Here is a 12143-nt window from a genome sequence, read left to right on the forward strand (position 1 = left end):
ATCCAGGGCGCCAATCACAACCGACAGGTGCAACATTGCGCGGCCAAGATCCAGACCTGACATCTGTTAGTGCCACAGGTCAGCCGCGCGTGCAACGAATGGTTACGCTCTCGAAATCTTAGGTCCGGAAGACCGCAATTTGGGCCCTCCAGTGCCCGCCGCGAGAACAACTCAAATACCGGGCCCGATCAAATATAAGTGAGCGAGATCAGCTAAGAATTCACTCTCGAACACTGCCGGGCGATATCGGGTTGCCTGCGCCGCGTTGGGCCCGCCGGGCCGATCCCAGGGAAATCCGTACGACAGCAAACGGTCGACTCAGAGCTCGGTGGCGCGCGCCGGCGACGGAATCACGCCGCCGGGCCGAGCCAATCGAGGACGATTCGCAACTGGTCGTCGTCGAGCAACGCGGGCGCGTGGCCGCAATCGGGAATCTCGACGCGGCGCGTCGGCGGTCCCCGGCGCGTCATCTCGTCGGCCGTCGAGGCGAGGAGCAGTTCCGAGTGCTCGCCGCGGAGCAGCAGGACCGGACAGGTGATCGCGTCCCAGTCGCGCCACATGCTCACGCTGTAGACGCGGCCCGGTCGGAAGGCGTCTCCGATGCCGGGATCGTAGTGGGGCCGCCAGCCGCCGTTGGGCTCCTGGAAGAAGCTGTGCTTGGCGATGTGGCGCCACTGCTCGTCGGTGAGCGGCCCGAACGCGCCCAGCACCGTGCGCAGGCGCGATTCGCCCGAGGCGAGGTTATGGTGCAGCCGGGGCGCGTCCCGCAGGCGCGACCCGATCTCGCGGATGGGCGCCCAGGGCAGGAACGGGCCGATATCGTTGATCACCATCCGGCGGATCGGGGTGCGGGCGGCCGCGGCCAGGACCATGCCGGTCAGGCCGCCGAGGGACGTGCCCACCCAGTCGATCTTCCCGGGGACCCGGAGATGGGCGATGAGCGCGGCCATGTCGGCGGCGTATTGCGGCAGGCCGTAAAGTTCCGGGTCCTTCAGCCATCCGCTGAGGCCGCGCCCGGGCAGGTCCGGGCAGATCACCCGGTACCCGAGCTTCGCGAGGCGATAGCCGAGGGCGTCAAAATCGCGGCCCTGGCGGCTGAGACCGTGGACGCAGACGACGACGTGCGGGCTGTCCGGGTCACCCCATTCCACGTAGGCGATGCGGTGGAAGTCGTGGGGCGCGTAGGCCTGGAAATGGCCGGTCCGGAACGGCACGTCGGCGCGGCTCAGGTCGTCGAGCCGCGGCGTCGCCTCAGGTCCGGGAGCGGGCGCCGCGGTGCCGGCCGTCACGGGGTCTCCGTGCGCGCGGCGGCCTCGCGGGCGAGACGGCCGGTCGTCTGATGGAGGTCGACCATCTGGTCGGTCAGCCGGCGCGCCTGCTCCTGCAGGAACGCGATGTTCAGCGCCGCGACCTCGCGGGCATCCGCCGCCTTGGCGACGCGGTCCGCGAAGTCGAGGCTCGCGCGGACATTGAGGTCGGAGGCCACGAGCATCCGGTGGCCGATCTCGCGCATCGCCGCCATGGCGTGGACCGCGTTGTCCTCGAAGGCGTTGTAGAGGCGGGCGCCGGCGGCGTCCCACTGCTCGCGCACCCGGCGGGCGCCGGCCACGTTGCTGTCGGTGAGCTGGTGCGCGGTCTCGCGGCTGGAGCCCATCACCGCGCGCCAGCCCTCGAAGCTCTGCGCCATCGAGGCCTCGAAGGCGTTCAGCGCCATCTCGCCCGCCTCGGCGAAGCGCTCGTACGCCTCGCGCGCCCGGGCGACGCCGCCCTCCATCGCGGCGCGGCCGGTCTCCCCGGAGATCGCCGGCAGGTTGTCGTTCCCCACAATCGTCTCCCGCAGATGAGCCGGTCGCACGCGGTCCCGACGGCGCGTGGTTGGAATACGGGCATCCGCCAGGGGCGATCTCGCGTCAACAGGGCCCTGTAACAGAATCCGCGCGCGGCCCACATTGTCACGGCGGCCGCGATTGACAGGCACGACGGCCGCGAAATCTTCGTCGCGCGGAGCGCACGCCACGCCCGCCGCCCGATCAGAAGGCAGCACGATGACGGACACCCGTCCGACCCAGACCGAGGTCCGCGAGAAGGGCTCTCATCCGTTCGAGGCCGGGCTCGCGCGCCGGCCGGCCAACTACGTCCCGCTGACCCCCGTCAGCCTGTTGGCGCGGGCCGCCGCCGCGGCTGGCGGGCGGATCGCCGTGATCGACGGCCACCGCCGCCTCACCTACGCGGACCTCTACGCGCGTTGCCGGCGCCTCGCTTCGGGCCTCGCGGCCCGGGGGGTCGGGCCACTCGACACCGTGGCGATCCTGGCGCCGAACGTCCCGGAGATGATCGAGGCGCACTTCGCCGTGCCGATGCTCGGCGCGGTGCTGAACCCGCTGAATACGCGCCTCGACGCGGCGACGATCGCGTTCTCGCTGCGGCACGGGGGCGCCCGGGCGCTCCTCGTCGAGGCCGAGTACGCCGCGCTGGCCGCGCGGGCGCTCGCGGAACTCGCCAAGCCGGTCCTCGTCGTGGCGATCGGCGCGACCGGGATCGACGGGGCCCTGCCCTACGAGGATCTGCTGGCCGAGGGCGATCCCGACTACGCCTGGCACGGCCCGGAGGACGAGTGGCAGTCGCTCTGCCTGCTCTACACGTCGGGGACGACCGGCGATCCCAAAGGCGCCGTCTACAGCCATCGCGGCGGCTATCTCCAGGCGCTCGGCAACGCCGTCACGTTCGGCCTGACCGGCGAGAGCGTGTATCTCTGGACGCTGCCGATGTTCCACTGCAGCGGCTGGTCCTACCCATGGGCGAGTGTCGCCGCCTGCGCCACGCAGGTCTGCCTGCGCAAGGTCGAGCCGGCGGCGATCTTCAGGCTGATCGCCGAGCACGGGGTGACGCATCTGTGCGGCGCCCCGATCGTCCTCTCGATGATCGCGCACGCGCCGGCGCAGGACCGTGTGCCGTTCCCCCAGCGCGTGCGCTGCGCGGTCGGCGGCGCGGCGCCGTCCTCGACGATCATCCGCACCATGGAGGAGCTCGGCTTCCAGGTGACGCACCTCTACGGCGCCACCGAGAGCTACGGCCCCGCGACGGTCTGTCTGGCGCAGCCGGACTGGACCGCTCTCCCCGACACCGAGCGACACGCCCGCATGGCCCGCCAGGGCGTGCCGCTGGCCACGCTCGAGGCGGTGAGCGTCGCCGACGTCGCGAGCGACGCGCCGGTGCCGCGGGACGGCACGACGGTCGGCGAGATCCGCCTGCGCGGAAACACGGTGATGAAGGGCTACCTCGGAAACCCGGGCGCGACCGAGGAGGCCCTCGCTGGCGGCTGGTACCGGACCGGCGACCTCGCGGTCTGGCATCCCGACGGGTCGGTGGAGATCAAGGACCGGGCGAAGGACATCATCATCTCGGGCGGCGAGAACATCTCCAGCCTGGAGGTGGAGGAGGTGCTGATGCGCCATCCCGCCGTGATGCTGGCGGCCGTCGTGGCGCGGCCAGATCCGACCTGGGGCGAGAGCCCCTGCGCGTTCCTGGAGGTGAAGCCCGGCGCAGCGGTGCCGAGCGACCAGGAGTTGATCGCGTTCTGTCGCGAGCACATGGCGCGGTTCAAGGTGCCGAAGACGGTGGTGTTCGGGCCGCTGCCGAAGACCTCGACCGGCAAGATCCAGAAATTCGTCCTGCGCGAGCAGGCGCGAACCCTCTGACCCGCGCCGGTCCGTGACGGGAGCCGTTTCGGGCGACCGCTACAGGCCGGAGACGAGATGGCCGCCGTCGACCGCCAGGACGCTGCCGGTCATGTAGGCGCCGGCCTCCGAGGCCAGGAGCAGGAGCGGCCCGTCGAGTTCGGCGGCCTCGCCCAGCCGGCGCTGCGGAATGCGCCTGATCAGCGCCCGGCCGGCATCGGACTCGAAGAAGGCGTCGTTGAGCTCGGTCTTGATGTAGCCCGGCGCGAGGGCGTTCACCCGGATCCCGTAGCGGGCCCACTCGAGCGCGAGGCTCTTGGTGAGCTGGACGACCGCCGCCTTCGAGGTGGCGTAGGGGGCGAGCCCGCCGGTGACCCGCAGCCCGAGGATCGACGCGATGTTGACGATGCTGCCGCCCGCGCCGTGCCGGACCATGCGCCGGCCGGTGGCCTGGGCGAGCTGCCAGACGCCTTTGAGATTCGTGTCGAGCACCGCGTCCCAGTCGGATTCCGCGAGGTCGAGGGCCGGCTTCGTCGCCGTCACGCCGGCATTGTTCACCAGCACCGCCACCGGTCCGAAGCGCTCTTCGGCGGCGTCGAGCGCCCGCTCAACGCTCGCGGCGTCGGTGACGTCCATGACGACGGCGTGGGCCTCACCGCCCGCCGCCGCGACGCGATTGACGGTCTCGGCGAGGGCGTCGGCCCGGCGGGCGCCGAGCGACAGGCGCGCGCCTGCGCGGGCCAGGGTCCCGGCGAAATGGCGGCCGAGACCGCTGGAGGCCCCGGTCACCAAGACGTGGCGGCCGGCGAGGTCAAACGGGCCCGCCATCTCAGCGTACCGACGCGGCGGCGGGTGCCGGGCACGTCGGCCGCGCGGCGGCGCGGCGCGCGCCGAAGTTGTCGAGATCGGTCATGGCTCCGCGCCTCCCATGCGCACTGTCGGTTCGGGACGGCTGGCGCCCCGGTCTTCGAGCCGCAGCGTCACACGCCGTTGTGGACCGGCCCCGCGCGTGCCGCCAGCCGGATCGACGGCGCGGCGCCTCATCGGCGGCCGAACAGCCGCTCGATGTCGGCGAGCTTCAGTTCGATCGAGGTCGGGCGACCGTGGTTGCACTGTCCGGAATTGGGCGTCGCCTCCATCTCGCGCAGCAGGGCGTTCATCTCCTCCGGCCGCAGGCGACGCCCGGCGCGGATCGAGCCGTGGCAGCTCATGCGCGACAGGACCGCGTCGAGACGTCGCCCGAGCGGGCCGCCCTCCGTCGCCGGGACGCCGCCCTCCTCGTCGCCGCTGGCCTCCAGGGCGTCGAGGATGTCGGTGACGAGGTTGCGCGTCGAGGCTCCGATCAGCGCCGCCGGCACCTCGCGCACGAGCACCGCCCCGGGTCCGAACGCCTCGATGGACAGGCCCAGCCGGTCGAGATCGGGAGCGGCCGCGACGAGCCGGTCGGCCTCCTCGGGGCTCATCTCGACCACGTCCGGGATCAGTAGGCCCTGCCGGGCGATGCCGCCGGCCTCCCGCTCGGCCTTCATCCGCTCGTAGACGAGGCGCTCGTGGGCGGCGTGCTGGTCGACGATCACAAGGCCGTCGCGGGTCTGGGCGAGGATGTAGGTCTCGTGGATCTGCGCGCGGGCGGCCCCCAGCGGATGACCGAGCGCCTCCACAGCGTCGGCGGCAACGCGGGTGTCGGCCTGGGGCGGGGCCGCCACGGCTTCGGGCTCGGGCCCGGCCCAGACGGCCTGAGCGGCCTCGCCGAAGCCGGTCGGCTCGACCCGCGCCGGCTGCGGCGCCGGCCTCCACGCCGCCGAGGAACGGTAGCCGGGGGGCGCTGCCACCGAGGGTGCACCGCTCGGGAAGGGGCCCGGCCGCGTCGGCCGGAACAGGCTCGGCGCGGTGGCGCCGCTGTGGGTGGCGAGCGGCGCCCCGGCCGATCGCAGGGCGTCGAGGGTCCGCGCGGCGCCGGTGGTGGCCGAGCGGGCGCCGCCGCGGCGCAGGGCGTCGTGGATCGCGCTCACGATCAGCGCCCGCACGAGGCCCGGCTCGCGGAAGCGCACCTCGGTCTTGGCCGGGTGAACGTTGACGTCGACGAGGCCGGGGTCGCACGCGACGGCGAGGCCGAGCACCGGGTGCCGGTCGGAGGCCAGCGTGTCGGCGTAGGCGCCGCGGATCGCCCCGAGCAGGAGCCGGTCGCGCACGGGGCGGCCGTTGACCGCGAGGTGGATATGGGTCGCCGCACCGCGATGGTAGGTCGGCAGGCCGACATGACCGGCCACCGCGAAGCCCTCCCGGGCCAGGGAGACCGGCAGGGCGTTGGCGAGGAAGTCCTGCCCCAGCACTGCCGCGAGCCGGCGCAGCTCCGCCTCGGCCCCGGTCTCGGCCGGCAGGACCAGGGGCTGCCCAGCATCGGCTCTCAGGGTGAAGCGGATCCCGGGCTGCGTCGCGGCGAGGCGGCGCAGCGTCTCGGCGATCGCGGCGTTCTCGGCCCGGTCCGACTTCAGGAACTTGAGCCGCGCCGGCGTGGCGGCGAAGAGCTCGGTCACCTCGATCCGGGTGCCGCGCTGGGCCGGGGCCGGACGGACCTGCCCCTTCATCCCCGCGTCGACGGTGAGGCTCGCCCCCGCCTCGGCCTCCGGCGTGCGGGTGACGATGGCGAGCCGCGACACCGCGCCGATCGACGGCAGGGCCTCGCCGCGGAATCCCAGGGTGTCGATTGCCGTGAGGTCGCCGCCCGGGAGCTTGGAGGTGGCGTGCCGCTCGACCGCGAGGTCGAGATCGTCCGGCGTCATGCCGCGGCCGTCGTCGACGACCCGGATCAGTCGGCGCCCCCCGGCCTCGACGGTGACCTCGATCGCCCGGGCCCCGGCATCGATCGCGTTCTCGACCAGCTCCTTCACGGCCGAGGCCGGGCGCTCGACCACCTCGCCCGCGGCGATGCGATCGACGAGGACGGGGTCGAGGCGGCGGACGGACGGCGCGGACAGGGAGGACATCGGCGCGCAGGATAGTCCCTGCGCGGCGGCGATCCAATCGGCCGGTCGTGCCGACCCGTCAGGCGCGGCGCTTCGACCCGCCCAGGGAGATGCGGCCGGCGCCCCCGCGCGGTCCGTGGCTCGCCGCCGCCACGGGACGGCGGGACAGGTCGTAGAGGACGTTCCCGACGAGGCCCGCGGTCCGCCGGAGGGTCGGGCCCTCGCAGGTCGCCGCGACGCGGACGCCGATCGCGTGGGTGTGACTGCGGCCGTAGAGCCAGACGGCGAGCCGGGCGCGCGTCGCCTCCGGGATCCCGTCGAGCAGAAGCGCGGCCCCGTCCGGGTCGGCCTTGATCAGGCGGCCGACCACGTCCGGTGCGACCGGGCAGTCGAGGGCCGGGTCGTCGATGCTGAGCGTTCGGTCCTGGGTCATGGTGGCCCTGACAGCGTGGAGCCGTCAGCGTGGGCAGTCTTGGTTAACGAAGGCTCACCACAAGTCGCAGCCCCGATCCGCCATTGCATGTCGCGACGGGGGCGTTGCCGCGCTGCAACCGCCACCCGCCCCGGATCCCGCGTCCTAGAGCGGCCGTCGGATCAGCCGGGCGATCAGGCCGACGATGCCCTCACGGAACAGCAGCACGCAGAGCACGAAGACGCAGCCCTGGATGATCGTCACCCAGGCACCGAACTGCGCCAGGTAGGTCTCCATCGTGACGATCACCAGCGCGCCGACGATCGGCCCGAACACCGTCCCCATGCCGCCGACGAGCGTCATCAGCACCACCTCGCCGGACATCGACCAGTGCACGTCGGTGAGCGAGGCGAGCTGGAACACGATCGCCTTCGTGGAGCCCGCGAGCCCGGCGAGCGTCGCCGAGAGCACGAACACCGCGAGCTTGTACTGGCTGGCGCGGTAGCCGAGCGAGATCGCCCTCGGCTCGTTGTCGCGGATCGCCTTCAGCACCTGCCCGAAGGGCGAGTGGATGATCCGGTAGATCAGCAGCATCCCGGCCATGAAGACCACGGCCACCACCGCGTACATGACCCGGTCGTCGGCGAGGCTGATCGCGCCGAACAGGTTGCCGCGGGGCACCGCCTGGATGCCGTCCTCGCCGCCGGTGAACTTCGCCTGCAGGGAGAAGAAGAACACCATCTGGGCGAGCGCCAGGGTGATCATCGAGAAGTAGATGCCCTGCCGGCGTATCGCCAGGGCGCCGAAGACCAGACCCAGCAGGGCGGCCGTGACCGTGCCGGCGAGGATCGCCAGCTCGGGCGTGAAGCCCAGGCTCTTGGCCGTGTACGCGCAGAGGTAGCTCGCCATGCCGAAATAGGCGGCGTGGCCGAAGGAGAGCAGGCCGCCGTAGCCGAGCAGGAGGTTAAAGGCGAGCGCGAACAGCGCGAAGCACAGCACCTTCATCAGGTAGACGGGGTACAGGACGAGCGGTGCCACGACGAGCAGCACCGCGATGCCCACGAAGATGAGGCGGTGGAGCGCCTTGTCGTCCCGACTCGTCGGCACGGCGGCGGCGATCGGGGCGGCGTCGAGGGCGGCGGTGTCGGCCATGGGGGTGCCTCAGATCGCGATCAGGCCGTGCGCCCGAACAGGCCGGCGGGTTTGACGAGCAGCACCAGCACCATGATCACGAAGATCACGGTGGCGGACGCCTCCGGATAGAACACCTTGGTCAGTCCCTCGACGAGGCCCAGGGCGAAGCCCGTGATCACCGAGCCGATGATCGAGCCCATGCCGCCGATCACCACCACAGCGAAGACCACGATGATGATGTCGGCGCCCATGTTGGGATTGACCGAGTAGATCGGCGCAGCGAGCACCCCGGCGAAACCCGCGAGCGCGACGCCGAACCCGTAGGTCAGCGTCAGGAACAGCGGCACGTTGACCCCGAACGCCTGGACCAGGGTCGGGTTCTCGGTTGCGGCGCGCAGATAGGCGCCGAGCTTGGTCTTCTCGATCACGAGCCACGTCGCGATGCAGACGGTCAGCGAGGCGACCACCACCCAGGCGCGGTAGTTCGGCAGGAACATGAAGGGCAGGCGCTGGCCGCCGGACAGCTCGGCCGGGATCGCGTAGGGCAGGCCCGACACGCCGTACTGGTTGCGGAACAGGCCCTGGATGATCAGCGCGAGACCGAAGGTCAGCAGCAGGCCGTAGAGGTGGTCGAGCTTGTAGAGCCGGGCGATGAGCACCCGCTCCAGCACGATGCCGAAGGCGCCCACCACGAGCGGTGCGAGCCCCAGCGCCCACCAGTAGCCGAGACCGACATAGGTGAGCAGCATCCAGGCCACGAACGCGCCCATCATGTAGAGCGCGCCGTGGGCGAAGTTGATGATGTTCAGGAGCCCGAAGATGATCGCGAGCCCGAGCGACAGGATCGCGTAGAACGAGCCGTTGATCAGGCCGAGCAGGAGCTGACCGAACAGGGCCTGCGTCGGCACACCGAAGATCGTGGTCATGGCCGGTCTCCGCGCCCCGAACCCACTGTCAGCCCTTCACCAGGGGGCAGTTGCCCTCGTTGAGCGGCCGGAAGACCTGGTCGCCCGGGATGGTCTCGAGCTTCTTGTAGAGGTCCCACTCGCCCTTCGATTCGGCGGGCTTCTTGACCTCGAACAGGTACATGTCGTGGATCTTGCGGCCGTCCGCGCGGATCACGCCCTTGCCGAACAGCGGGTCGTCCGTCGGCATCGCCTTCATCTTGGCGACCGTGGCGGCGCCGTCGGCGGTCGACTTCGTCTCGGCCACAGCCTTCAGGTAGTGGAGCACGTCCGAGTAGACGCCCGCATGGTTCGCGGTCGGCTTCGAGCCGTTCTTCATCTGCTTGGCGAACCGGTCCGAGAAGGCGCGGGTCTGGTCGTTCAGGTCCCAGTAGAACGGCTCGGTGAGCACCAGCCCCTGTGCCACCTTGGTGCCCAGCGAGTGCACGTCCGAGGAGAAGACCAGGAGGCCGGCGAGCGCCTGGCCGCCCTCGGTGATGCCGAATTCGCCCGCCTGCTTGATCGCGTTGATCGTGTCGGTGCCGGCATTGGCCAGCCCGATCACCTTGGCGCCCGAGCCCTGCGCCTGCAGCAGGAAGGACGAGAAGTCCGAGGTCGGGAACGGCGTCTTCACCGAGCCGACGACCTTGCCGCCGTTCTTGGTGATGACCGTGCTGGTGTCGCGCTGCAGGGTCTGGCCGAACACGTAGTCGGCCGTGAGGAAGAACCACGTGTTGCCGCCGCGCTTGACCATCGCGCCGCCGGTGCCGTTGGCGAGCGCCACCGTGTCGTAGACCCAGTGGATGGTGTTCGGCGTGCATTGCGGGCCGGTGAGGTCGGCCGTGCCGGCGCCTGTATCGATGAAGACCTTGTTCTTCTCCTTGGTGACCTGGCTGATGGCCAGCGCCACCGAGGAGGTCACCCCGTCGGTGATCATGTCGACGGCGTCGCGGTCGTACCATTGGCGGGCGATGGCCGCGCCGACATCCGGCTTGTTCTGGTGGTCGGCCGAGACGATCTCGACCTTCAGCCCATGCTGCTCGGGCTTGAAATCCTCGACCGCGAGCTTCGCGGCCACGACCGAGCCCTCGCCACTGATGTCCGAGTAGGCGCCCGAGCGGTCGCCCAGGATGCCGATCTTCACGTTCGTCTGCGCGGCTGCGGTGCCCATCATCAGGGCGCCGGCGAGGGCGGCGAGGGTCACGGGCCGGGCGATGCGTCCGAGCATTTTCGTTTCCATCCTCCAGCGGCGCGGCGGATCTCCGCCGGCCGAGTATCGAGTCGCCGCTTTCTGGCGCTTCTACGGTTTTCGCGTGCGAGATTCAGACGCCGAGATAGGCGTGCAGCTTGTCGATATTGGCGTCAAGCTCGGCATTGGGGATCATGTCGACCACCCGCCCCTGCTCGATCACGAAGTGCCGGTCCGCCAAAGTCTGGGCGAAGCGGAAATTCTGCTCCACCAGGACGATGGTGTAGCCCTGAGTCTTCAATTGCTGGATCGTCCGGCCGATCTGCTGGACGATGACCGGCGCGAGACCTTCCGTGGGCTCGTCGAGCAGGATCAGCTTGGCGCCTGTGCGCAGGATGCGCCCGATCGCCAGCATCTGCTGCTCGCCGCCCGAGAGCTTGGTGCCCTGGCTGCCGGCGCGTTCCTTGAGGTTCGGGAACAGCGTGTGGATGTCGGCCACCGACATGCCGCCGGGCTTCACCCGCGGCGGCAGCATCAGGTTCTCGTGGACCGTCAGGCTCGCGAAGATGCCGCGCTCCTCCGGCACGTAGCCGATCCCGAGCCGGGCGATGTTGCGCGAGGCCATCCGGACCGTCTCGACGCCGTCGTAGACGATCGAGCCCGACCGCTTGCCGAGGATCCCGATGATCGCCCGGAGGGTCGTCGTCTTGCCCGCGCCGTTGCGGCCGAGCAGCGTGATCACCTCGCCCGCGCGCACGTCGATGTCGATGCCGTGGAGGACGTGGCTCTCGCCGTACCAGCCCTCGAGGCCGCGGACGGTCAGCAGCGCGTCGGTCGCGGCCGCCGGAGGTGTCTTCAGAGCCGCCTCAGGCATGTCCCGCCCCGATATACGCTTCGACCACGCGCGGATCCTTCGAGACCGTGGCGTAGTCGCCCTCGGCCAGCACCTGCCCGCGAGCTAGCACGGTGATCCGGTCCGACAGGGAGGCGACCACCGAGAGGTTGTGCTCCACCATCAGGATGGTGCGGTCCTTCGAGACCCGGCGGATGAGTTGCGCCGTGCGCTCGACGTCCTCGTGGCCCATACCGGCCATCGGCTCGTCGAGGAGCAGCATCTCCGGATCGAGGGCGAGAGTCGTGGCGATCTCGAGCGCGCGCTTGCGCCCGTAGGACAACTCGACCGCGAGCACGTCGGCGAAGTCGGAGAGGCCTACCGCCTCGACGAGGGCGAGCGCCTCGCCGTTCAGCGCGCGCAGGACCCGCTCGGGCCGCCAGAAGTCGAAGGAATCGCCGCGCCGCCGCCGCTGCAGGGCGATGCGGACATTCTCCATCACCGTGAGGTGCGGGAACACGGCCGAGATCTGGAAGGAGCGCACGAGCCCGAGGCGGGCGACGTCCGCGGCCTTCAGGCCGGTGATGTCGCGGTCCTTGTAGCGGATCGTCCCCGCGGTCGGGATCAGGAACTTCGTCAGGAGGTTGAAGCAAGTGGTCTTGCCGGCTCCGTTCGGCCCGATGAGAGCGTGGATGGTGCCGCGCTCGACCTGCAACGCCACGCCGTTGACGGCCCGGAATCCGCGGAATTCCATCGTCAGGCCATCGGTCGCCAGGATTACATCCCGTGCCAAGCGTGTCCCTCCCGGGTTCGATTTCTTGCCGCCATATCGCCGATCCGCAGCCGTGCAGTCCATCGCAAACGCTCGTGGCGGCGCGACAATCCCCCGGGAGTGATATCAGTCGCCCTCCGTGTCACGACGGCCGCCGGACAGAACTTGACCGCGCCGCGCGCCGCACTTAACTCAGACAATTTTTCGCGTGGCTCTT

Annotated in this window: 11 protein-coding genes; 1 reads left to right on the forward strand and 10 read right to left on the reverse strand. The window is 70.6% G+C overall.

Features of this window, described 5'->3' with window-relative positions:
• Positions 1–350 precede the first annotated feature (350 nt).
• Both ACLBX8_RS03640 and ACLBX8_RS03645 read right to left on the reverse strand, forming a co-directional pair.
• Positions 351–1289: an alpha/beta fold hydrolase gene (locus tag ACLBX8_RS03640; protein ID WP_056521972.1), complete on the reverse strand. Its 939-nt coding sequence runs from the start codon at positions 1287–1289 to the stop codon at positions 351–353.
• On the reverse strand, positions 1286–1825 hold the full coding sequence (locus tag ACLBX8_RS03645; RefSeq protein WP_447697947.1) for a phasin family protein: 540 nt from the start codon (positions 1823–1825) through the stop codon (positions 1286–1288). The genes ACLBX8_RS03640 and ACLBX8_RS03645 overlap by 4 nt, the downstream gene beginning before the upstream one ends.
• Before the next feature lie 220 nt (positions 1826–2045).
• On the opposite strand from ACLBX8_RS03645, the gene ACLBX8_RS03650 reads away from it, so the two are divergent.
• The gene (locus ACLBX8_RS03650) at positions 2046–3698 is read left to right on the forward strand and encodes an AMP-binding protein (RefSeq protein ID WP_447697948.1); all 1653 of its coding nucleotides are present in this window, start codon (positions 2046–2048) and stop codon (positions 3696–3698) included.
• Positions 3699–3737: 39 nt separating this feature from the next.
• Here the strand turns inward: ACLBX8_RS03650 and ACLBX8_RS03655 are convergent, their stop codons facing one another.
• The 8 genes from ACLBX8_RS03655 to ACLBX8_RS03690 form a co-directional block, all read right to left on the reverse strand.
• Complete coding sequence (locus ACLBX8_RS03655) at positions 3738–4505, reverse strand: SDR family NAD(P)-dependent oxidoreductase (protein WP_447697949.1); 768 nt, start codon at positions 4503–4505, stop codon at positions 3738–3740.
• A gap of 212 nt (positions 4506–4717) precedes the next feature.
• On the reverse strand, positions 4718–6664 hold the full coding sequence (gene mutL / locus ACLBX8_RS03660) for a DNA mismatch repair endonuclease MutL (RefSeq protein ID WP_447697950.1): 1947 nt from the start codon (positions 6662–6664) through the stop codon (positions 4718–4720).
• Positions 6665–6722: 58 nt separating this feature from the next.
• The gene (locus ACLBX8_RS03665) at positions 6723–7076 is read right to left on the reverse strand and encodes a hypothetical protein (RefSeq protein ID WP_020091438.1); all 354 of its coding nucleotides are present in this window, start codon (positions 7074–7076) and stop codon (positions 6723–6725) included.
• Between the two features lie 144 nt (positions 7077–7220).
• Positions 7221–8207, reverse strand: coding sequence for a branched-chain amino acid ABC transporter permease (locus ACLBX8_RS03670; protein ID WP_020091437.1), 987 nt, complete (start codon positions 8205–8207; stop codon positions 7221–7223).
• A gap of 20 nt (positions 8208–8227) precedes the next feature.
• On the reverse strand, positions 8228–9115 hold the full coding sequence (locus ACLBX8_RS03675) for a branched-chain amino acid ABC transporter permease (RefSeq protein WP_043380394.1): 888 nt from the start codon (positions 9113–9115) through the stop codon (positions 8228–8230).
• A gap of 28 nt (positions 9116–9143) precedes the next feature.
• On the reverse strand, positions 9144–10361 hold the full coding sequence (locus ACLBX8_RS03680; protein WP_020091435.1) for an ABC transporter substrate-binding protein: 1218 nt from the start codon (positions 10359–10361) through the stop codon (positions 9144–9146).
• 94 nt (positions 10362–10455) lie between these two features.
• Entirely contained in the window at positions 10456–11196 is a 741-nt protein-coding gene (locus ACLBX8_RS03685) for an ABC transporter ATP-binding protein (protein ID WP_042674624.1), read from the reverse strand.
• Positions 11189–11947: an ABC transporter ATP-binding protein gene (locus ACLBX8_RS03690; RefSeq protein WP_026604669.1), complete on the reverse strand. Its 759-nt coding sequence runs from the start codon at positions 11945–11947 to the stop codon at positions 11189–11191. The genes ACLBX8_RS03685 and ACLBX8_RS03690 overlap by 8 nt, the downstream gene beginning before the upstream one ends.
• Positions 11948–12143: the final 196 nt, after the last annotated feature.

Source organism: Methylobacterium sp. D48H, assembly GCF_053345715.1.

Bases quoted from the DNA above. Each gene is read 5' to 3' on its own strand.
- ACLBX8_RS03650 (WP_447697948.1), top strand. From the start codon at position 2,046: ATGACGGACACCCGTCCGACCCAGACCGAGGTCCGCGAGAAGGGCTCT.
- ACLBX8_RS03655 (WP_447697949.1), bottom strand. From the start codon at position 4,505: ATGGCGGGCCCGTTTGACCTCGCCGGCCGCCACGTCTTGGTGACCGGG.
- mutL (WP_447697950.1), bottom strand. From the start codon at position 6,664: ATGTCCTCCCTGTCCGCGCCGTCCGTCCGCCGCCTCGACCCCGTCCTC.
- ACLBX8_RS03665 (WP_020091438.1), bottom strand. From the start codon at position 7,076: ATGACCCAGGACCGAACGCTCAGCATCGACGACCCGGCCCTCGACTGC.
- ACLBX8_RS03670 (WP_020091437.1), bottom strand. From the start codon at position 8,207: ATGGCCGACACCGCCGCCCTCGACGCCGCCCCGATCGCCGCCGCCGTG.
- ACLBX8_RS03675 (WP_043380394.1), bottom strand. From the start codon at position 9,115: ATGACCACGATCTTCGGTGTGCCGACGCAGGCCCTGTTCGGTCAGCTC.
- ACLBX8_RS03680 (WP_020091435.1), bottom strand. From the start codon at position 10,361: ATGCTCGGACGCATCGCCCGGCCCGTGACCCTCGCCGCCCTCGCCGGC.
- ACLBX8_RS03685 (WP_042674624.1), bottom strand. From the start codon at position 11,196: ATGCCTGAGGCGGCTCTGAAGACACCTCCGGCGGCCGCGACCGACGCG.